22 protein-coding genes and 1 tRNA gene are annotated in these 20868 nt (G+C 58.9%); 16 read left to right on the top strand and 7 right to left on the bottom strand.

All coding sequences use genetic code 11. The annotated features are described in order from the left end of the window. Positions 1 to 60: 60 nt before the first annotated feature. Positions 61 to 1266, bottom strand: coding sequence for a ribonuclease D (rnd, locus tag ACLBKT_RS07610; RefSeq protein ID WP_410182334.1), 1206 nt, complete (start codon positions 1264 to 1266; stop codon positions 61 to 63). Between the two features lie 255 nt (positions 1267 to 1521). On the opposite strand from rnd, the gene aspS reads away from it, so the two are divergent. Next, the gene (gene aspS, locus ACLBKT_RS07605) at positions 1522 to 3315 is read left to right on the top strand and encodes an aspartate--tRNA ligase (RefSeq protein ID WP_410182333.1); all 1794 of its coding nucleotides are present in this window, start codon (positions 1522 to 1524) and stop codon (positions 3313 to 3315) included. Here the strand turns inward: aspS and ACLBKT_RS07600 are convergent. Next, the gene (locus ACLBKT_RS07600) at positions 3312 to 4328 is read right to left on the bottom strand and encodes a histone deacetylase family protein (protein WP_410182332.1); all 1017 of its coding nucleotides are present in this window, start codon (positions 4326 to 4328) and stop codon (positions 3312 to 3314) included. The genes aspS and ACLBKT_RS07600 overlap by 4 nt on opposite strands. A gap of 120 nt (positions 4329 to 4448) precedes the next feature. Between ACLBKT_RS07600 and ACLBKT_RS07595 the strand changes: the two genes are divergently transcribed. The 6 genes from ACLBKT_RS07595 to ACLBKT_RS07570 all read left to right on the top strand — a co-directional run bounded on the left by ACLBKT_RS07595 (position 4449) and on the right by ACLBKT_RS07570 (position 8946). After that, positions 4449 to 5429, top strand: coding sequence for a tetratricopeptide repeat protein (locus ACLBKT_RS07595; RefSeq protein ID WP_410182331.1), 981 nt, complete (start codon positions 4449 to 4451; stop codon positions 5427 to 5429). An 81-nt stretch (positions 5430 to 5510) separates the two neighbouring features. Beyond that, complete coding sequence (locus ACLBKT_RS07590) at positions 5511 to 5747, top strand: acyl carrier protein (RefSeq protein ID WP_017666217.1); 237 nt, start codon at positions 5511 to 5513, stop codon at positions 5745 to 5747. A gap of 193 nt (positions 5748 to 5940) precedes the next feature. After that, positions 5941 to 7200 carry a beta-ketoacyl-ACP synthase II gene (gene fabF / locus ACLBKT_RS07585; protein WP_410182330.1) on the top strand — a complete coding sequence of 420 codons (1260 nt, stop codon included), beginning with the start codon at positions 5941 to 5943 and terminating at the stop codon, positions 7198 to 7200. A gap of 10 nt (positions 7201 to 7210) precedes the next feature. Further along, positions 7211 to 8167, top strand: coding sequence for an endolytic transglycosylase MltG (gene mltG, locus ACLBKT_RS07580; protein ID WP_410182329.1), 957 nt, complete (start codon positions 7211 to 7213; stop codon positions 8165 to 8167). A gap of 57 nt (positions 8168 to 8224) precedes the next feature. Further along, positions 8225 to 8755, top strand: a complete 531-nt coding sequence (locus tag ACLBKT_RS07575; protein ID WP_410182328.1) for a 2'-5' RNA ligase family protein — start codon at positions 8225 to 8227, stop codon at positions 8753 to 8755. Positions 8756 to 8869: 114 nt separating this feature from the next. Then, positions 8870 to 8946 (top strand) — tRNA-Met (locus tag ACLBKT_RS07570). A gap of 153 nt (positions 8947 to 9099) precedes the next feature. Here the strand turns inward: ACLBKT_RS07570 and ACLBKT_RS07565 are convergent. Next, positions 9100 to 9225 carry a hypothetical protein gene (locus tag ACLBKT_RS07565; RefSeq protein ID WP_410182327.1) on the bottom strand — a complete coding sequence of 42 codons (126 nt, stop codon included), beginning with the start codon at positions 9223 to 9225 and terminating at the stop codon, positions 9100 to 9102. A gap of 30 nt (positions 9226 to 9255) precedes the next feature. Between ACLBKT_RS07565 and ACLBKT_RS07560 the strand changes: the two genes are divergently transcribed. The 4 genes from ACLBKT_RS07560 to ACLBKT_RS07545 all read left to right on the top strand — a co-directional run bounded on the left by ACLBKT_RS07560 (position 9256) and on the right by ACLBKT_RS07545 (position 11745). Further along, positions 9256 to 9528, top strand: coding sequence for a hypothetical protein (locus ACLBKT_RS07560; RefSeq protein WP_410182326.1), 273 nt, complete (start codon positions 9256 to 9258; stop codon positions 9526 to 9528). Further along, positions 9525 to 10574 (top strand): AAA family ATPase, encoded by a 1050-nt coding sequence (locus tag ACLBKT_RS07555; RefSeq protein WP_410182325.1) that lies wholly within the window; start codon positions 9525 to 9527, stop codon positions 10572 to 10574. The genes ACLBKT_RS07560 and ACLBKT_RS07555 overlap by 4 nt, the downstream gene beginning before the upstream one ends. 31 nt (positions 10575 to 10605) lie before the next feature. Further along, positions 10606 to 11484 carry a hypothetical protein gene (locus ACLBKT_RS07550; protein ID WP_410182324.1) on the top strand — a complete coding sequence of 293 codons (879 nt, stop codon included), beginning with the start codon at positions 10606 to 10608 and terminating at the stop codon, positions 11482 to 11484. A gap of 66 nt (positions 11485 to 11550) precedes the next feature. Continuing rightward, positions 11551 to 11745, top strand: coding sequence for a hypothetical protein (locus tag ACLBKT_RS07545; RefSeq protein WP_410182323.1), 195 nt, complete (start codon positions 11551 to 11553; stop codon positions 11743 to 11745). A gap of 262 nt (positions 11746 to 12007) precedes the next feature. On the opposite strand, the gene ACLBKT_RS07540 is transcribed toward ACLBKT_RS07545, so the two are convergent. Beyond that, positions 12008 to 12631 (bottom strand): outer membrane protein, encoded by a 624-nt coding sequence (locus tag ACLBKT_RS07540; RefSeq protein WP_410182322.1) that lies wholly within the window; start codon positions 12629 to 12631, stop codon positions 12008 to 12010. 1059 nt (positions 12632 to 13690) lie between these two features. Between ACLBKT_RS07540 and ACLBKT_RS07535 the strand changes: the two genes are divergently transcribed. The 3 genes from ACLBKT_RS07535 to ACLBKT_RS07525 all read left to right on the top strand — a co-directional run bounded on the left by ACLBKT_RS07535 (position 13691) and on the right by ACLBKT_RS07525 (position 16075). Next, entirely contained in the window at positions 13691 to 13999 is a 309-nt protein-coding gene (locus tag ACLBKT_RS07535) for a hypothetical protein (RefSeq protein ID WP_410182321.1), read from the top strand. A gap of 75 nt (positions 14000 to 14074) precedes the next feature. After that, on the top strand, positions 14075 to 15022 hold the full coding sequence (locus tag ACLBKT_RS07530; protein ID WP_410182320.1) for a tyrosine-type recombinase/integrase: 948 nt from the start codon (positions 14075 to 14077) through the stop codon (positions 15020 to 15022). 270 nt (positions 15023 to 15292) lie between these two features. Next, complete coding sequence (locus tag ACLBKT_RS07525; protein WP_410182319.1) at positions 15293 to 16075, top strand: hypothetical protein; 783 nt, start codon at positions 15293 to 15295, stop codon at positions 16073 to 16075. Between the two features lie 53 nt (positions 16076 to 16128). Here ACLBKT_RS07525 and ACLBKT_RS07520 read toward each other — a convergent pair whose 3' ends face one another. Together ACLBKT_RS07520 and ACLBKT_RS07515 are read right to left on the bottom strand one after the other, a co-directional pair. Beyond that, positions 16129 to 16422: a hypothetical protein gene (locus tag ACLBKT_RS07520; RefSeq protein WP_410182318.1), complete on the bottom strand. Its 294-nt coding sequence runs from the start codon at positions 16420 to 16422 to the stop codon at positions 16129 to 16131. Positions 16423 to 16713: 291 nt separating this feature from the next. Continuing rightward, positions 16714 to 17442 (bottom strand): protein NO VEIN domain-containing protein, encoded by a 729-nt coding sequence (locus tag ACLBKT_RS07515; RefSeq protein WP_410182317.1) that lies wholly within the window; start codon positions 17440 to 17442, stop codon positions 16714 to 16716. A gap of 71 nt (positions 17443 to 17513) precedes the next feature. On the opposite strand from ACLBKT_RS07515, the gene ACLBKT_RS07510 reads away from it, so the two are divergent. After that, on the top strand, positions 17514 to 17855 hold the full coding sequence (locus ACLBKT_RS07510) for a hypothetical protein (protein WP_410182316.1): 342 nt from the start codon (positions 17514 to 17516) through the stop codon (positions 17853 to 17855). Positions 17856 to 18023: 168 nt separating this feature from the next. Further along, positions 18024 to 18755, top strand: a complete 732-nt coding sequence (locus ACLBKT_RS07505) for a hypothetical protein (protein WP_410182315.1) — start codon at positions 18024 to 18026, stop codon at positions 18753 to 18755. 132 nt (positions 18756 to 18887) lie between these two features. Here ACLBKT_RS07505 and ACLBKT_RS07500 read toward each other — a convergent pair whose 3' ends face one another. Then, positions 18888 to 20579: a hypothetical protein gene (locus ACLBKT_RS07500; RefSeq protein WP_410182314.1), complete on the bottom strand. Its 1692-nt coding sequence runs from the start codon at positions 20577 to 20579 to the stop codon at positions 18888 to 18890. Positions 20580 to 20868: the final 289 nt, after the last annotated feature.

Below are 20868 nucleotides of genomic sequence, written 5' to 3'. Positions count from 1 at the left end.
ACTTTTCTCTGGAAGGGAAAGACGGCCCTTCGACAAGCTCAGGGCGAACGGAATCATGACCTATTCCGCCGCCAGCGTGTCCGGGGCCTCGGCCACCACCACATCGTCGATATGGGTCATCTTTAGCCGCCCCTTCTCGACCGCGAAGGCGAGCTTGCCTTCAACCAGATCGAGCGCGTCCTTGCCGAACACCTCGAACCGCCAGCCTTGCAGCACCGGCAGGTCACGCGCGCCGGCGGCCAGCGCTTCCATCTCGTCGGCGCGGGTGAGCAGGCGCGGGGCGACGTCGATTTCGCGGGCACGAATCTTCAGCAGCAGCTTGAGCAGGTCGGCGACCAGCGCCCCTTCCTTGCCCAGCGGCGCGCCCTGCTTGATCTTCTCGGGCATTTCATCCTTGGGCAGGGGCTCGGCCTCGGCCAGCACCTTCATCAGCCGCTTGCCGATGTCATTGTCCTTCCATGCCGCCGAAAGCCCGCGCACCTTGGCCAGATCGGCCTGCGCTTTGGGCGGGTGGCTGGCGATATCGGCGAGGGTTTCGTCGCGCATGATCCGGCCGCGCGGAATATTCTTGTGCTGCGCCTCGGCCTCGCGCCACCCGGCGAGCGCCTTCATCCGGCCCAGCACCTGCGGATTGCGGCCCGGCTGGCGAATGCGCTTCCAGGCCTGACCCGGATCGGTGATGTAGTTCGCAGGATCGGCGAGCTTTTCCATCTCGGCATCCAGCCACAGCCCGCGTCCGGTCTTGATCAGCTTCTTGAGAATGCGCGGGAAAATCGTGGCGAGGTGCGTTACGTCGCCGATGGCATATTCGATCTGGCGGTCGCTGAGCGGGCGGCGGCTCCAGTCGGTAAAGCGCGCGCCCTTGTCGATGGTGAGGCCCATCCAGGTTTCGACCAGATTGGCATAACCGATCTGTTCCGACTGGCTGATCGCCATCATCGCGATCTGGGTGTCGAAGATCGGATGCGGGGTCCGTTGCGTCAGGTTGACGATGATCTCGACATCCTGCGACCCGGCGTGGAAGACCTTGAGCACGTCTTCATTGTCGCACATCAGATCTAGCAGCGGCTTCAGATCGATGCCCGGCGCCATCGGATCGATCGCGGCGGCTTCTTCGGTGTTGGCGATCTGCACCAAGCACAGTTCGGGCCAATAGGTGTTCTCGCGCATGAATTCGGTGTCGACCGCGACGAAATCGGACTTGGCGAGACGGTCGCAGAGGTTGGAGAGGGCCTCGGTGGTGGTAATCAGCGGATGGATTTTCATGTCATCTTTTCGCGTTTAGCGAGCGGAGTGCCGCCCTCGGGGTCGTGCCCCATCACATTGGACGCTGCCAAACCCGCAGCGCGCTTACTCTGATACAGTCAAAATGGAAAAGAGTTTAGAGGCGGGGCGGTGATGCCCACAGATCGCGGTGGGCGCGGCTGGCCTCGTTTGCCTATGCATCCCCCACTGGATTTGTGCCGCCCGCTCGCTTAGAGGCGCGCCTTCGCAATCCTTACAGTGTCGGACAATCAAAAAATGCACCCCTATCGCACGCATACCTGCGCACAGCTTACCTCCGCTCATGTCGGCGAGACCGTCCGCCTGTCGGGCTGGGTGCATCGCAAGCGCGATTTCGGGGGGCTGCTGTTCGTCGATCTGCGCGATCATTACGGCATCACCCAGATTGTCGCCGATGCAGATTCGCCCGCGCTGGCGGTGCTGGACCGGCTGCGGGTGGAATCGGTCATCACCATCGAAGGGAACGTCAAGGCGCGCTCAGCCGAGACGGTGAACCCGCGCCTCGCGACGGGGGAGGTCGAGGTTTATGCCCGGCAAATCACCGTGCTGAGCACGGCGGAAGAACTGCCTTTGCCCGTGGCGGACGAACAGCCTTATCCCGAGGACATCCGGCTCAAGTACCGCTTCCTCGATCTGCGGCGCGAGACGCTGCACAAGAACATCATGACCCGCGTGGCGGTGATCGCCGATATGCGCCAGCGGATGAACGCGGCCGGGTTCAACGAGTTTTCGACCCCGATCCTGACGGCCTCCTCGCCGGAAGGTGCGCGCGACTTCCTCGTGCCGAGCCGCATCCATGCGGGCAAGTTCTACGCGCTTCCGCAGGCGCCGCAGCAGTACAAGCAGTTGCTGATGGTCGCGGGCTTCGACCGCTATTTCCAGATCGCCCCCTGCTTCCGCGACGAAGACCCGCGCGCCGACCGTCTGCCGGGCGAGTTCTACCAGCTCGACCTTGAAATGAGCTTCGTCACCCAGGAAGAAGTGTGGGAGACGATGGAGCCCGTGATTCAGGGCACTTTCGCCGCCTTTGCGGGCGACAAGAGCGTCACCCCCGCCGGTGAATTTCCGCGCATCCCCTACGACGAAGCGATCCTCAAGTATGGCAGCGACAAGCCCGATCTGCGCAACCCGCTGATCATCTCGGACGTCTCGCACCACTTCACGCAGTCGGGCTTCGGCCTGTTCGAGAAAATCGTGGGCGGCGGCGGCGTGGTCCGCGCGATCCCCGCGCCCGCCACGCACGAGAAGAGCCGCAAGTTCTTCGACGACATGAACGATTGGGCGCGCAAGGAAGGCTATGCGGGCCTTGGCTACGTGACCCGCAAGGGCGGGGAATTCGGCGGCCCGATCGCCAAGAACCACGGGCTCGAGCGCATGGCTGAACTCTACGCCGAATTGGGCCTTGGCGAGAATGACGGGCTGTTCTTCGCCGCGGGCAAGGAAGCCGATGCCGCCAAGCTGGCGGGCGCGGCGCGGATCCGGGTGGGTGAAGAGCTGGGCCTCATCGACGAAAGCCGCTTCGCGTTGTGCTGGATCGTCGATTTCCCGTTCTACGAATGGAACGAGGACGAGAAGAAGGTCGATTTCAGCCACAACCCCTTCTCCATGCCGCAGGGCGGGATTGAGGCGCTGAACGGGCAGGACCCGCTGACGATCAAGGCCTTCCAGTACGATCTGGTCTGCAACGGCTTCGAAATCGCCTCGGGCTCAATCCGCAACCACATGCCGGAAACGATGGTCAAGGCGTTCGAGCTGGTCGGCCTTTCGAAGGCGGACGTCGAGGAACGCTTCGGCGGGATGTACCGCGCCTTCCAGTACGGTGCGCCGCCGCACGGGGGGATGGCCGCGGGCGTCGACCGGATCATCATGCTGCTGTGCGGCGCGAAGAACCTGCGCGAAATCTCGCTCTTCCCGATGAACCAGCGCGCCGAAGACCTCCTCATGGGCGCGCCGAGCCCGGCGGAGCCGCGCGCGCTTCGGGAGCTGCACCTGCGTGTGGTTGAACCGCAGGCGAAGCCGACCGCTGGCTAGGCGCTCTCCAGCCCAGCGATGAAAGCGGCAACGTTGCGGCCCAGTGCCGCGACGTTGTAACCGCCTTCCATCACCGTGACGGTAGGCAGGCCGAGCGCGCCGATCCGCGCGCCCATCCGGTGCATGTCGTCGGTCGTCAGGGCGAACTGCGCAATCGGGTCTTCGGCAAAGGTGTCCGCACCGTAACTGACGATGAGCGTTCTCGCGCCGAACCGCGTGACCGCGTCCAGCGCCTTGCCGAGCGCGTCTTGATAGGTCGCCCAGCCCGTCCCGCGCGGGAGCGGCAGATTGAGGTTCGCTCCTTCGCCCTCATCTGTGCCGTGTTCCTCGGCGTGGCCCCAGAAATAGGGGAAATCGGTGCGCGGATCGGCGTGGATCGAGGCAAAGAACACGCTTCCGTCCGCGTAGAAAATGTCCTGCGTGCCATTGCCGTGATGGTAATCGACATCGAGCACCGCAACCGGTCCCATCCCTCGCGCCGCCGCCGCCCGCGCGGCGATGGCGGCGTTGTTGAGGTAGCAATAGCCGCCGAAATAGTCCGCCCCCGCGTGATGCCCGGGCGGGCGGCACAGGGCGAAGGCCTGCCGCGTCTCGCCGCTCGCCACCGCTTCCAGCGCTCCCAAAGCCGATTGCGCCGCGCCGTAAGCTGCCTCCCACGTGCCCGCCGCAATCGGCGTTACGGTGTCGAAGCTGTATTGACCGAGCCTGCCGTCGATCCGCTCCAGCGCCAGCGGCCGCCGTCCGCGCACGGGGAAGGCATAGCCGATGGCATCGCCCTCGCGTCCCGCCGCCAGCCAGGCTGCGTGGGCGGATTGGAGAAAAGCGACGTAATCCGCATCGTGCACGGCGAGGATCGCCTCCATCCCGTGATCGGCGGGCGCGCACATGGGGCCCATCGCCGCCAGCATGTTCGCAAGCCGCGCCGGGGTTTCGGCGTGCGCTTCCGCCTGTCCGTTGACGAGCTCGACAAGAGGCGCGTGGGCGTTCTGGGCGGGAGAGCAGAAGGTCAGCATGATGAACCGGCCTTCGCACGGCGGCGCAGCGGCTGGCAAGGTTCTCGCACGGCGGCTTGTTTGCGCGGGCAAATCCTGCAAGGTTTCCGCGCGGGTTGGGTCGGATAAGGGGGAAGGGTGATGCGGCTGGCATTGATGATCGGGGCAAGTGCGCTGCTTTGCGCTGGGGCGGCGCAAGCCGAAACGATCCCTGTCGCGGGGATCTATGCGGCAGGGACCGATGCGCCATCGCGCGCGCGCTCGATCGCGATTGCGGGCTTTGCCGGGAGGGGCGGTGAACGGCTCGCCTTTGCGATCGACACGGCGCTGCGCGGGGCGGTGATCGAGGGGCGTCCGTGGTTCGATCTCACCTTCGCAGAGCCTCCACGCGGATCCACCTACACCTATGACCGCGATGCTGATCCGGCCGCCTATCGCGGCGGGGCGGACGCGGTGATGCGCGGTATCGCCGAGGTCGAATGGCGCGATACCGACAGCGGCACCAAAGAGGTGGAGGAATGCGTCACCAAGGATGATCGCGGCACCTGTACCGCAAAGAAGAAGGTCAATGTGCCCTGCCGCGCCCGTAATGTGACGCTGCGCCCCGAGCTCCGACTGGTGTCGCGCGAAGGCGAGCTGCTCTATGCCAAGGGCGACGTGGTCACCACCAGCCGCCGCTTCTGCAAGGACGAGGAAGTAACGCCGTCGGTCGACTCGATGGTGGAGGAACTGGCGCGCGGTTTCGCCAGTGCGGTGCGCCGCGATCTCGCCCCCGAATTCCGCGACGAGGACATCCGGGTGCTGGAAAGCCGCGATGGCATGAGCAAGCCGGATCAGGCAGCCTTCCGCACCGCGCTGCGCCTGACCAAGACCGATGTGTCCGAAGCCTGCGCAGCCTTCGGGGACTTGCGGGCGAATAACCCCGGCTCCGTCACGATCCTGTTCAATATCGGCCTGTGCCTGGAACGTCTCGGCGCGTTGGAGGAGGCAACCCAGCTCTATGATGAGGCACTGGCGATCAGTCCGCGCAAGGCAGAACCGCGCGAGGGCCTCGCCCGCATCGCTTCGCGTCTGCGCGCCGAGACCCAGCGGCAATTGCAGGAAAGCGCGCTGTCACGCTGACTGTCATCCCCACTTGCGCTTGTCCGCGCCGTTCATTAGGGCGGGGCGACTTATACTAACCCCAGTTCAAGAGGGAATACCATGAGCGATACTGCCGACCGGGTGGCCAAGATTGTCGTCGAGCATCTCGGCGTGGAAGCTGACAAGGTCACTCAGGATGCGAGCTTCATCGATGATCTCGGTGCGGACAGCCTCGACATCGTCGAATTGGTGATGGCCTTCGAAGAGGAATTCGGTGTCGAAATCCCCGACGATGCGGCCGAGAAGATCACCACCGTCGGCGACGCGACCAAGTACATCGAAGAGCACAAGGGCTAAGCATCGGGGGCTAACACCCCCGGGGACGCCCCGGTGTCCGTGCTGGCCAGCCGCTTGCCTGTTCGGCAAAAGGCGGGGCATTTATCCGGCAACCCATTTGCCGGAGCGCGGATCAGGGCTTAGACAGGCTCAGCCCTAGGCGGGTTGGGCCTGTTGTCTTTTTGCGAGCCAACCCCTTTATCGGAGAACGCGAATGCGCCGTGTGGTTGTTACCGGGCTTGGCCTCGTCACCCCGCTGGGAGCCGATGTCGAAACGACATGGGCGAACCTGATTGCGGGGAAGAGCGGGGCGGGCCAGATCACCCGGTTCGATGCCTCGAACCAGAAGTGCACCATTGCCTGCGAGGTGAAGGGCAAGGATCACCCCTGGGGCTTCGACCCTGACAAGCGGGTGGATCACAAAGTCCAGCGTCAGGTCGATCCCTTCATCATCTATGGCATTGATGCGGCGGGTCAGGCGCTCGAGGACGCTGGCCTTACCGAAATGACCCAGGCCGAGAAGGAGCGCACCGGCTGCTCGATCGGTTCGGGTATCGGCGGTTTGCCGGGGATCGAGATCGAGAGCGTCAACCTCCACGAACGCGGCCCGTCGCGGGTCAGTCCACACTTCGTACACGGGCGGTTGATCAATCTCATCACCGGTCAGGTGCAGATCAAGTACGGTTTCATGGGCCCGAACCACGCGGTCGTGACTGCGTGCTCCACCGGCGCGCACTCGATTGGCGATGCGGCGCGGATGATCGCGATGGATGATGCGGACATCATGCTGGCGGGCGGGGCGGAATCGACCGTCAACCCGCTCGGCATCGCCGGTTTCGCCCAGGCACGGGCCCTCAACATGAGCATGAACGACCGCCCGACCGAGGCGAGCCGCCCCTATGACCGCAACCGTGACGGCTTCGTCATGGGCGAGGGCGCGGGCGTGGTGGTGCTCGAGGAATATGAACGCGCCAAGGCACGCGGCGCCAAGATCTATGCCGAAGTCACCGGCTATGGCCTCTCGGGCGATGCCTATCACGTCACCGCCCCGCACCCGGAAGGCAAGGGCGCTGAATTGGCGATGCGGATGGCGCTCAAGAAGGCGGGCCTTGGGCCGGGCGACATCGACTACATCAACGCCCACGGCACCTCGACCATGGCCGACACCATCGAACTCGCCGCGATCAAGCGCGTGCTGGGCGAGGGGCTGTCCGGCGCGTCGATGTCCTCGACCAAGAGCGCGATCGGCCACCTGCTCGGCGGCGCGGGCGCAGTGGAGGCGATCTTCTGCATCCTCGCGATGCGCGACCAGATTGTCCCACCGACGCTCAACCTGCACGACCCGGACGACGGCACCGAGGGCATCGACCTAGTGCCGCTGGTGGCGAAGAAGCGAGAAGTGCGCGCCGTGCTGAACAACAGCTTTGGCTTTGGCGGCACCAACGCGTCGCTCATCATGCAAAAGGTCGACTGATCCGGTGAGGATGCTGCGGCTTGCCCTGGCGGGCCTCGGGGCCATCCTTGCCGCCGTGGTGCTGGCGTGGGTCTTTCTGGGCTCGGCGACGATTTCCAAGGAGACCAGCTTCACCATCCCTGCGGGGGCTTCGGTGGCGTCGGTCGCGGACAAGCTGGAAGCCGAGGGGCTGATCTCCTCGGCTTCGGGCTTTGTCCTGCAAGCGCGCATCTTTGGTTCGGATACGCCGATCCAGGCGGGCGAGTTCCTGTTGACCCCGGACATGAGCCAGGGAGACATCCTCGCCGCGTTTCAATCGGGCGATGTGATCCGCCGGTTCGTCACCGTACCCGAAGGCATGCCTTCGATCCTCGTGTGGGAACGGCTAATGGCCGAAGAGCTGCTCACCGGTGAGGTCGGGGTGCCGCCCGAAGGCTCGATCCTGCCCGATACCTATGCCTTCGAACGCGGCCAGTCCCGCAAAGCCCTTGTCGAGCAGATGCAGGCCGCGATGGACAAGGCGCTGGCCGAAGAATGGAGCAAACGCGCGCCCGGTATCGCGGTCGACACAATGCGTGATGCGCTGATCCTCGCCTCGATCGTCGAAAAGGAAACCGGCAAGCCCGAAGAACGCCGCATGGTGGCGGGGCTCTACTCCAACCGCGTGCGCACCGGGATGAAACTGCAAGCCGATCCGACGATCATCTACCCTATCACCAAGGGAAAGCCGCTCGGACGCCGGATCAAGCAGTCCGAGATTAGCGCGGTCAATGGCTACAACACCTACACGCGCACCGGGCTTCCCGAAGGGCCGATCACCAACCCGGGCCGCGCCAGTATTGCGGCGGTGCTGAACCCCGAGAAGACGGCCGCGCTGTTCATGGTTGCCGACGGGACGGGCGGGCATTGGTTCGCCAGCACCTTGGCTGAACACAATGCCAACGTCGCCAAGTGGTACGCCATCCGCCGTGAGCGGGGCGAGATGTGACAACCCACCTGCCATCCCGGACTTGATCCGGGCTCGCTAGCGTCGCAGACCCACCCGGTGCCGCATCCGTTCATCCTGACCGCAGCCCTCCCGCCCGATTTGGCAGGCTTTGCCGAAGGGCTGCGGCGGGCGCATTATCCGGCGGAAAAGAACCACCTCCACGCCCACGTCACTCTGTTCCATGCCTTCGCTCCATCGCTGCTGGAGGAACTCCGCGACTTTCTGCCCAAGGTGGCGCGCGAATTCGCCGCTCCTGAGGGTGCGGTGAAAGGCGTGATGGATCTCGGCAAGGGCACTGCCATCGCGTTGGAAGCGCCGCAGCTGCTTGATCTGCGGGCGCTTATTGCCGACCATTTCCATGGCAGCCTGACGTCCCAGGACCTCCACGAGCCGCGCCCGCACATCACGATCCAGAACAAGGTCACCAAGGACGAGGCGCGGGCGCTTCAGGCGGCGCTGGCGCCTGACCTTGCCGCATGGATTGCCAAGGGGCGGTTCGCTTTCCCCGCGCTGGAGCTGTGGCACTATCGCGGCGGGCCATGGGAGCAGGTGAAGACATGCGCTTTCCGGGGCCGCGAACGGCTCTGAGCCAAGCGCGCCAACAGGGCTTGACCCGGCAACGCGCCCGCCCTAAGTGCCCGCCTCGCCCGGGCCGACACCCGGCGCCGAATCCGGCCGAAGAACGCCGCCGGATGCCCTTGGGGCGGAGTAGCTCAGCCGGTTAGAGCAGCGGAATCATAATCCGCGTGTCGGGGGTTCGAGTCCCTCCTCCGCTACCATTTTTCAAGCACTTAGCTCGAAGTATGGTGAGCGGTTTACACGGTGCTGTAAACCGTGACGCATCTTGTCGCACCTTCGCGGGGTTGGAATTGGCTCAGCCTAGGCGGGCGCGGCGATGCTTCGCGGGTTGACCGGCGAGCTGTGCGCCCTGCTCAACCCGCGCCCGCGCCGCGCCCGAGACCTAAGCCGGTGCGCGCCGTGCTCGCCAGCAATCCCGCGATGCAGCGCAAGCTCGCCGAGCACGCCTTCAAGCCGTGGTGGATGCGATGACGGCTCACGCGGGTTCCCTTCCGATCGAGGCTAGATCCGTGCTGCACTATTTGCCGACCTCGGCGGGCGCAGACCTCGAGCTGCGCGTGCGGCTGCACAAGGCGCGCGACATGGCGGCGGCGCTGCGCGGGCGATCGGAGAGCGCGCTGGCGAGCTGGTGCGCCTGCCAGTGTCACGAGATAGCGGGCGCGGTGGTTTTCGCGGCGGGCGTCACCGAGTCGCAGCTCGACCTGGTCTTGCAGCTTTGCCGGTCGCTGATGCGCGCGGCGCTGGCAGCGGACAGTCTGAATTCTGACGAGTTCCCCCTATGAGCAACTACACTGACGAGGAATTCGACGCGATGCTCGGCCAGCGGCTCGCCGGTGCGCCTGCCAAGCAGGTCGAGCGGCTGCGCACCATGGACCTCGCCGCGCTCGCTGGGGTCGAGCCCTTGCCGGTGCGGTTCATTGTCGAGGGCCTGTTGCCCGCCTGCGAGACGACGCTGCTGACAGCACCGGGCGGCGGGAACAAGACGACGCTTTCACTGATGATCGCGGCGGCCATGGCGGCGCGGCTCGACACGGTGCTCGGCATGGCGATCGAGCCGGGGCCCGCCGCTTACATCGGGATGGAGGACTCCGAGGGGCGGCTGCACTGGACGCTGCACCATATCTGCGCGGGGCTGGGGGTTTCGATGCTCGACCTCGCCGGAAGGCTCCACGTGGTTTCGATGCGGCAGGTCTTGCACAATGGGCTCGCCCATTTCGACCACGCGGGCGAGGTCGAGCCGACCGACCTCTATCACCAGGCAGCGGCGCTGATCGAGGAAACTGGCGCGAAGCTGCTGGTGCTCGACAACCTCGCGCACCTGTTCCTCGGGAATGAGAACGACCGAATGCAGGCGACGCGGTTCCTGTCGCTGCTGAACAAGCTCGCCAGCGATACCGACGCGGCAATCCTCTTGCTGGCCCACACGCCGATCCCTCCCGCGTCCAAGGAACAGCGTGATGCTGTGGCACTGCTTGCTGAGGCCGCGCAGAAAGCTGCTGAGAGCCGTTACAAGCTCCAGCAGGAAATCACCCGGCGCATCCCCGACCTTGCCGCAAGTCCGGCCAGCGCCAAGCTTTCAATCTCGCTTAAGGAATGGTGGACCCTACCTGACTTCGCAGCATTCCAGCGCGAAGTGAAAAAGGCGCTGAAGGCCGAAATGCCGCTTAAGCAGCGCAGCGAATGGGAAGACTGGATCACAACCACCCGCGCCGAGATTAACGCGCTCAGCGCCAAAATTTCGCGGCTGGAAACCGAAATCAACGCTAAGGTCTATGCCCTGTTCAATCTCACCCCAGCTGAAATCAAATTGCTGGAGGAAAACATATGACGCGTATTCCGCCATTCAGGGAGTTTGAGTAATGGGTAACGGCTATACCAAGCCTAAGCTAATTTCGCTTCGTAACCACCCTCAGCTTTCCGAAAAATGGGTGCAGGACATTATCGCCGAAGACCCGTCGGTCCTTGGTCTTGGCAGTCTGGTATTGCGCGACAGGGAGCGCATCCAGCCGAAAGCGGGGCGATTGGATTTGCTCCTGCAAGACACCGAAACCTACAAGCGCTTTGAAGTCGAATTGCAGCTTGGATCGACCGATGAAACACACATCATTCGAACTATCGAATACTGGGATTTGGAGCGACGGCGCTATCCACAATATGAACATTGCGCGGTGCTAATTGCAGAAGATATTACCTCACGTTTTTTGAATGTTGTGTCCATGTTCAATGGCTCGATTCCGCTAATTGCAATTCAGATGCAGGCCTACGAGGTTGGCGAGCACACCACGCTTGTTTTCACAAAGGTGCTGGATGAGTTTGAGCGAGGCTTGGTGGATGAGGATGAAGATGCGGCCAGTGCGCCTACGGATCGGCAATACTGGGAAACTGTAAAGGGGACGCCTGCCACTGTCGCGCTTGCTGATAGTGTCCTAAGCATAGCGCGCGAATTTGACGCAACCTTGGAGCTAAAATATAACAAATTCTACATTGGACTATCAAGACAAGGTCAGGCCTATAACTTCATTTCGATGAGACCGAAAAAGAACTTTCTAGTTTTGGAGATAAAGATTCCAAAATTAGAAGAAAACGATGCGATCATTGAGAATGCGGGACTTGAGACGCTTGAGTATAATACGCGATGGGGATATTATCCAATCCGATTGAAGGCGCCAGAAATCAAAAAACATGAGGAAGTCCTAAGAACATTAATTGAGATGGCGCATGAACTTAAGGTTAGTTGATCGAGCGGATTCGGTTCGGGATAGCGCTATGGAAGGCCAACCGCCGATGAGTCCCGGCGCATCGATATGGCATGGATGATTCCCAACGGAATTGTGCTTCCCGTTGCGATCCGGGGCGGGCAATTGAGCTGGTCTCGGGGCGATGAACCCGCTGGCCGCATTGGCTGCACTTGCGATATGTTCGATCCCGAACAGTCATCGCTGATGCTCCAATTCGCTCTAATCGATCACGCCTGCGGCGAAGCGCGCGACTTCACCTAGCGCATCCGACTAAGCTACCCGATTGGCTATTGAGCATGCCACCTAAAGAGTGAGTTTTTTTCGAACTACGGCGGCGACATTCCCCCAATTTCAATTGGGCGGTGTAGCGCAATCTAAAGATCGGAATTCTAAAAAGATGAACCTCGAAGCAATAACGATGGCCGCTGATCGGGTCCAAATGGCTGAAGAGGCGCTAGGACACCTACGGGCCTCGCAACCGATCATTAACTGCGAGGCCCAATTTGTAGGCAATTGGATCGCCTCAGAACTTGCCGAGCAGCGTCACAATGCCTTGGTTGCGGCTAACGCCGATCCCAGTGTTCACGCCCAGGAACTCAAGATCGCCGTAGTCGGAATACCGGTATTCCACACGGATGGCGTAATTGCTTGAGAGGTCGATTTCGCCGCCAGCGCCGATGCGAAGGCCACCGAACGAAATTTCGTCAGAGATCTCGCCGGTGCCGTCGTCATATTCTCCTTCGATCGACGCATCGGTGTAACCTGCCTTTACGTAAAGCAGACCGTTACGCCCGGTCCGATAACCAAGGCGCGCTCCGACGTATAAATCACGGCCGGCATTGATGGACACTCGATCTCCGGGAATTGTGAAGTCGGTGGTCGATACGCCGACACTTGAGTCAGAATATTCGACTTCTGCGCCGATCAGGAGGCCAGTTTCGGTTTCGAAGTCATAGCCGATGGTCACGCCGACGAGGAGATCTTCCTCAGCGTCCGAGAAGCCGTCTACTTCGGTGTTGACGCTGTCTACCCCGACGATCGCTCCAGCGACAAACTTGCCTCCAGCGGTGCTGTCTTCTTGGGCCAGTGCAGGGGAGGCCAAAGAGACAGCTGCGACCGCACTCGCGAGAATTGCAAATTTCATCATTAACCCTTCGTAGCGCTCTGAATTGAGCGCCCCGGCGGTTAGTCATCAATCGTTTCTAAAGCGCTAATCTTATGTGATTTTCTCAAGGCCAGTTGAGCCCTTAGCACATCATTCGGATCAGAATTATTGCACGGAGACGGCCTAGCGGTCTTGGTGACTCACGGCTGGCTCACGCAAACCCGTTTGAACCTACCTCCATGTCGTTCGCGAAAACACCCTGAACCATACCGAACCATGTATTGCGCTGTTTCATGGTGTCATGGGAGATATGGTTCGCATGATTTAGCCGATTTCGTGATTATCTGGTGTTCTTGGTGTCCATGGTTTCGGTGTTTATGAGAGCGATGGTTTCCATGGTTAAGGCGCTACCGGGCGTTGCCCGGTAGCGAAGCGACGCTGCTTGGCAGCAGCATCGCTTCTGAAGGATCTGAACGAATATAATCATCATTCATCATCCCCTTCCCAAAGACGACGAAATCCCCCCTGCGCCTACGAAAAGAGATCATCGCAAGCGCAGAGGGTCGTTCGTTGGTTTTCCCGTCGAAGTGGTGAAGAGCAGTGAGCTGAGCGACAGCTGAGATCGGTGGGACTCCTTACCGACCTATTTGCTCCGAGACCCCGGCCTCTCGGCCAGTCCGGTTATCCAGCGCATGCTGGACGCACCCCGCTGAGCTTTCCTTCAACTCTCACGGGGCAGGGGGCGCTAACCCCCATCTTTATGGTGATCTTTTGCTCTCGCTGGGGAGAGCTGGGGCTTTCACCAGCCGGTCGTAACGGCTGATTTTCCCTCGGCGTGCACTCGCCCGGCTCCGGTCTTATTCCCGGCTACCGTGTTGCCGCAGGGCTGGCGGCGTGATCCCTTGTGCTATGGCAACTCGCGGACGCAAACCCATCTGTCGCAGGCCAGTGATGACTTGCGACCAGTATAGCACAATCGTCTTCCATCTCGGACTGAAATCCCGGCCGACAGATCCCCGCTGATGACGAAAATCTCGATCACCGGAGTGCCGATGATCGATTATGTTGACTGTGATATATAGACGCGTCTACAAATTCGTGATGACTGACCCGAACAAACGCGACAACGCTTATTGGCTACGCAGGCTTGAACAAGATGGCCGCAGCGATCTGGTTCAAAAGATCAAGGACGGCGAGCTAACCGTCTACGGTGCGGCCATGGAAGCTGGGCTGCGCAAAAGGCGCTCGGCGACATCGAGGTCAGACCAAATTTCGTATCACTATTCGCGCGCAAACGTCGCCGAGAAGCGCCGGTTTATCGTGGAGAATTGGACTAGTGTGGCCCGTATCGTTGGTGAGCTGGCGAAGAAGCAACGTGCCCGCGACGAGGCTCAAAAACCCAGCGAGTAGGCACAAAATTAGCCCGACAACTCACTCCGCGTCTCCTAGAATAGCGGGATAAACCAAAGCTCTAGGATATGCTCGATGACAACCTCTTCCGACCAGACCACCATCGCTGACGCGGCCAAACTTTGGCTCGCGCGCTGCGAGCTTGAACAGCTCGAACGAGCCACACTGCATTCATATCGCAGCCATGTGAAACACCACATTGAGCCGAAGATAGGAGATCTGCTGCTCAATGACCTAACCGCCGTCCATGTCCGGGATTTCCTCGACAGCATGCTGCGCGACAGCACGCGTGCGATGGCGAAGAAGTGTCTGACCTCGCTCCGTTCAATCATCAGCGCCGCCCAGGAACGTGGCCTCGTGATGCACAATGTCGCGCGCGACGTGAAGTTGCGTCGCTCAGAGCGCCATGACCCCGATCGCGTCTTCCCAACCAAGGAGGAGATCAGGGCGATGCTCAATAACGCACCGGAGCGTCACAAGCCGCTGATCATGACGGCGCTGTTCACCGGCATGCGCATGTCGGAGCTGCGCGGCCTCAGCTGGGACGCCGTCGATTTCCAGCGCAGTATCATCACCGTCAGGAAGCGCGCCGATCGCTACTGCGACATGGGAAACACGAAGAGCAAGTCAGGTCGGCGTGAAATCCCGATCGGCTCGCAGCTCGCCGCGGTGCTCAAGGCTTGGAAGATCGCATGCCCCAAGGGTGAGCTTGACCTGGTGTTCCCGAACGGCAAGGGCAACGTTGAGACGCATTCGAACATCTACAACCGCATGTTCAAGCCGCTCATGTTGTCCTGTGGTATCGTGAACGGGGAGGGCGGACCTCGGTTTTCGCTGCACGCCATGCGCCATGCCGCTGCCTCGCTGTTTATCGAGCAGGGTTGGCCACCGAAGAAGATCCAGACCATGCTCGGGCACTCGTCGATCACGATGACCTATGACGTCTATGGCCACCTGTTCCATGACCCGGCGAAGGATGTGGACCTCATGGATGCGATGGAGCGGGGGCTGTTGGCAGCATGAGCGCTCTGTTCCATCGCGAGGCACTGGCTTTTGGTTTTCGGACAGTGCCAGAAATCGCTCTTGTAGGTTTCACTTAACCCGGAACGGACTTGAGGAGCTTGGGCCGACCATGCTCTCGCAGCGTTTGTCCGTGCGTCTATCAAGGCAGGTGGTCAAGCTACGGACCGGTCTTTCAAGCCTGAGCATGCGGCTCCCGGCCGAACCCGGTGGATTTCGAAGCGTTTGTGTGGGATGCGACCTCAAAATCCACCATGAAAGTCGCCCACTTAGATGCCCTTCTTTCGAAAATCGACCCCGCAGGAAAGACGCCGTAAGCTGCTGGAGAGCCTGCGGGCGCGCTTCAGAATGAACCGACAAAGAGCAATCAAAAGCATCAAGGAGAGTTATGCTGACGCAAATGTCCTTCATTCTGAATATGGAACTTCGATCCTCGCTTATTCGCAGAAGCGCAGGACAATAATCTCAGGAGAGATTATCGACTATCCTACAATTACGCCGGCTCTGGTTGCAGACGAAAGTGACGATTTTGGAAGAGAGATCGACGACCTGCGCGCCAAGTTCGAGCGGTTTGAAGAGTTTTGCAAGACTGGATCGCCTCTGTCGATGATATTCGATCTGGGAATGGATGAATATCAAGATATTGTAAGGGGGTATAAGTTCGAGATTTTCGATTCCCGACGTATCAGAAGTTGTAGTCTATTTTTCAATGATGAAGAAATCTGGTCTTCTGGTATCGAAAAAGGCGGAAACGTGGAAAGTTTAATAACAGCATTGGAGCGAAAATGGCATTTTTCTTCTCAAATGTCCGATAAAGAATTTTTAGATATCAAGATCGATATTGAATTTTTTGCCATCGCTTTTGAGGAGGTCCGCAGTTGGAGTTCCGTCTATATTGGGGGCGGTCAATTGAGCGGGAAGGCCAAGGCCAATTTTACGCGCCATACCATCGATCCGCTCGTCGATTTTGTCGGTGCTTTACCCGTGTGGACTGGAGATGAAGACCAGTGGCTTGAAAAGGTTCTCGCGTTGGAGTTTCATGATGGGAGGCTATAGGTCGGCCGCCTGCACGAGCCTGTGCTATGGCGCAAATTTGGCTCAGAAACCCGCTATAAACCGGTTTGGGTAACTGCGCCAAAGCCACAACGACGAGCCATATTCCTTCTCCATGCGCATTTGCTATGAACCCTGTTGAGATCGCTGATGCCGTCACGAACCTCGCTTAGCAGCCCTTCGGCGCGGCCGAGTTCCCGTTCCGGTTCTTCCAGGCGTTCGGAAACAATAAGGCGATGATCGACCGCCTGCGTGCTGGCAATACTAACCAGTCGGACGTGATCGGCGGCGTGCTCCAGCGAAGCAACATCCACATCGCCACCGCCGCACCGGTGCAGCTCCAGCTGCATGCGCAGCAGCGCAGTTTGCGTAATGAACTGAATTATATCACTGCGGTGTCATGGTCTTGCCGGCTTGCGGATCACGGTGGCAATGGCGGCCATGCGGGAAACCCATGCGCACCTCACTCACCCCGGTCGTCCAGCATGTGCAAGGCGATTTCTCGACTGATGAGTGATGCTCCTGAGCACATTGCAGCAGACACCAGCACTGAGTTAAGGTCTGAGCCAGCATTTATCTGAAAATATTGAGAATCCTTGGAAACGCGTTGCCTAAGAGTGCGTGACGCGCGCGGGCCGTCATTAAGCTCCTTCCACTTCACGACCGATCCAGACCATCGGTTGGAGGGAGAAGCGTTGTTCCATTTGCTTACATGTGAAGAATGTCACATCCGGATTGCCCAAAGTGTCAGTGACTATGGCCAAACGCCAGCCATCGGTTGAGGTAAATTCGCGTTCCTTTGGGGTCATGTAGAAGCGCCGGTCAGGGCCAGAGGTGCCTTTGACTTCCACATAGAGCTGGCTGTCGCCTCGGTTGGGTATCGCTTGCAGGTCGTAACCGATTTTTTCGTCTGACCTGCGCACGACACTGTAGCCCATCCGCTCCAGTTCAGCCGCAACCGCTCTCTCTGCTGCCAATTCGACAGCTCGGCGATGCTCCGGCGTGCCAAAACGACCGAGGGGATCAATGTCATCTTCTAGTTCGTCTGGCGCGTTGGCTGGGTTGGGCTGCGCAATCGCCAGGGGGGTCAGTCGAGCAAGCTCTGCCTCTAAGATCTCCAAAACCTCAGCCTTTGCGTTATCCCCCTGAATGCCCGGCCCAGCGAGGTAAGAGAACTTCGCGCTCCCGACACTAGTGTGCGAAAAAGGGGCAGCGCGGTGCTCCGGCGGCACAAAAAATGCCTCTCTAGATTTGATCGAGAAAGTGAACTTCTCCCCCTTGTTATCAAGACGAAAGCCAACTCCTGCCTCATATTCTGGCCGTGGAACTTCATTGCCCATGAGCGTGGCGTTTTCATACCAACCGACCACATGCACCCCCTTCTGCGAAGGGAACTTAGCCAAACAGATTACTGTCCAGCCGTTTGGATCAGCATTCGACGGTGACGCCGCTGAAGGTCCATGCGGCGGAACATAGCAATAATATCCGCCATCCGGTCCTGGCAGGAAGTTGGGCGGAGTCTCCAGAGCTTCTTGTTAGATGGAGCGTTAGCTGGACAACCGACTTCGCTGAAGCTGAAGCATTCTTATCTCTCAACAGCGCTTCGAGATTGCGTGGTCAGCAGCCTTTTCATCTGCGAGCAGAAATCGATTTCGCCCAGATCTTGATGGTCTTCGCACACGAGTGCGAGGCGATCATTGACCCTGACTTAATTCTGCGCTGGGAAGAAGTAGGTTCTCCAATTGTGGAGCGGTATAGGCCGCTTGCTGCCTTCTTTGCTTGACCCGGAGGGCGGCAAAACTGATTTGCGGAGCCGTAGCTCATTGCGACATTCGCCGCATGTGACGCTACAGTCATTGCCAGAAGCAACACGACGCTCGATCACCGCGTTGTTTATCTGACCAAGATGTGGGTATCAGCGCCTGCTACGTTGATTTGACTGGATGCCTGTATGCCTTGCAAGAACTGTTCTGCCGATAAGACTATCAAGGCTCACTTGATTCCACAGGCTTTTGCGCGCGAGGTTCGTGGCGAAGGCAAGGTAATGGCGCTAACAAATGGTGACCTGTCATCGTTTCAGCCCAGCCAAAACGGTCGATACGATGACGGAATACTCTGCGCAGAATGCGATAACCTTCTCGGCAAAGACGAAAAATACGCCTTCGAGATACTCGCTAAGGTTAGAGGGGCACTTAGAGATAGGACTTCGCACCAAATCATCGAGGGCTTAGAAGGAGATCGGCTTTTTCGCTGTGCTACCGGTATCGCCTGGAAGTTCGCGCTAACGCGAGATCATTACGGACGGATCGACATCGGGCCATATGCGGATGCACTAAAAAATCTTCTGTTCGACCGATCGAAAGCAGTTGCTCATGTCGATGCCTTCATGATGCGATTTCATGATGGAACCAGCGAGGCGAGGTTCTTTCGGGCACCCAAAACTGAACGCTATAACTCAGTGAATTTTATCCGACTGGGCGTTGGAGGATTCGTATTCCTCATCAAGATTGACAAGAGGCCACTCCCTGAAATTCCTCGCGAAGTGTGGCTTCGCGGAAATAAAGAGGTTCTGGTGCCATTGATGCCCGCAAACTTTCTTGAAGAAGGAAAACTTCTCCAAAATGTCGAAGGAAAAAATGAAAAGTTGGCGTTGTTTCTCGAACGAGTAGCGCTAAGCGAATAATTTACAATTTCTACTAGCACTTACTATAAATCCGCGAAGAACGTGGGCCTGGTAAGTGAGATTAAAAAAGGTTGCTGGGGGCCCGAGTCTAGAAGCCGCAGTTCAAAGTGGTGAAACGCCGGGTAGCTACGTCTACCATTCTCGTTTTAGCGGCAACCGTGCGACCTCTTCTCGGAGCATGTCCACGGCATCTATAGGATTTCCAGCCAGCGCTGAATCCAACATTGCCACCAAATGTCTATCAAAGGCGGAGTTGTTAATGGGAGACCCCTGCGGCGCGATCACGAAATTATAAGGTGTTACGTATCGCTTCCTTAGTTGAGTTTGGCCTATCGTATCGACGTATTTTCCATCCAAATAAGTGCCGCCATCATCATATTCCTCGCGGGATATGTAGTGCTTTCCCCTTAGCAGTCCATATTCCTCCGTGACGTAACTACGAGTTTTTAGTCGCTCATCGATCGAAAACTCATTATAATCGTATAGACCCGTTGGCTCCATGGCATGGGTTTCAATGTATACAAAATTCCATTTGTAACTTGGACCTGGCACTGCGGCGGCACGGCGAATTTTCAGTTCGTCGTGGTCCATCAAAGCCAAATCGGGTTCCAATAATTTGAATGCTTCGATCTGAAAGTTACCGCCTCGCCACCACCAGATTGGAGAGGCGTCGGCGAATTTCAGGGGGGGGCTTAATAGGCGACTCAAGCGGTCTAAAATATCCTTTGGATCGTCGAACCAAGTGGTTTCTCGAACACCGGGAAAGGCTTGTCGGAAACGATCCTCGAAAAAAGCTAAGGAAGTGCCGCCTTTGAATGGGGGGAGCATACTTGTCGATCGACCCGTCGCTCCGAATGCCTCCCGTTCATGGTCAGAGTGGTTTTCCGGCGGGCCGCCAGATGGTGCTTGGGATTGGCCAACTGCTGGTGCTTCAACCACAGGTTTGATATTTGATGTGCTCGCATTATGCGTAGACGCTGCATTTGAGCCCGCAGTTATCTGATCGGGAGCGTCTCCCGCTTTCGCAGCCAGCTCATAAACGATTTCTGCTAAAAGCAGTTGGTAGGCTTCCGAGAGGGGGCCGCTACGACCCCGGCCCCCGCGCCGCTCTGAGACTAGTTTGTTGAGGGCTTGCAGCCGTTCACTGCTGCTCTCCTGATCAAACAGATACTTACACACGTAGTCTAGACCAAGTCGTAAATCGTATTCGGCGCCGCGCTTCGCGCCATTCACGGTGAGACTTCGGGCCATTGCGGCGGCACGCATGATTGGTTTTGGGATTGGATCGGAGCCGCTATGCGGCTCAAGCAGAAAGCGCCGTGTGTTTGCTGCAACGCCTAGAAATCTGTGACGCATGCTTTGCGCCATACTCAAGCTACCAGCCATGAAACGATGGCATTCTTTTGTTGCCGCACCCACGAGGCCCTCATTTAAGCCTTCTGTTTGAAGATCGAGGAATTGATTAGCTGAAAAAAAGCTCGGTAAATTTTGCTTGTGTAGATCGATTTCGATTTCAAGTTGTGTTACCGGAATTACACTAGAGAAGGGCTCTTCAATTATATCGCGTTGCAGAACCTTTAAAAGCTCGAATTCTAATTTCTCTTTATGGGGAAAGAACCTTTCAAGCCATTCTGCCCGCGCGACTGGACCTTCGGCGGACTTCGGAACCAAGATCACAAGATCAATGTCGCTCGAAGCCGTAAGCTGCTCTCCTTCTAGGTAGACTAGGCTGCCAAAGGCATATGCTCCGTCGGCCTTGTATTGTGTCACGGCTTCCTGACCCCATTCGGCGATGACCTTCAAAATTTTCTCGGCACCTGACATTGGCGATCGCTTTTCCCTTTGTTTGGCTGCTCACATGCCGCAGTTCCGACTTGTCAGCAAGATTAGCCAGTTCAAGATATCGGGACCGGTCATCCGTTTCGTCGCCCAGATGTCGTTCGACAATCGATTTATTGAACTGGGTCCTGTGTAAAGAAGAAAAAGCGTCTACATAGAAGCGTCTATGCCTACGTTTCCTGTGGAATCATAATCTGCGGCTCCGCCACTCACCATGCACCTGTTTCGTGACCCCGCGACGAACGTGGTCCTTATCGGGGAGATGGAGCGAGGG

The organism is Erythrobacter sp. W302b (assembly GCF_046452395.1).
Classification (GTDB): Bacteria; Pseudomonadota; Alphaproteobacteria; order Sphingomonadales; family Sphingomonadaceae; genus Erythrobacter.
Note: the sequence above shows the minus strand (reverse complement) of the source record. Positions and strands in the feature narration are given on the sequence as shown.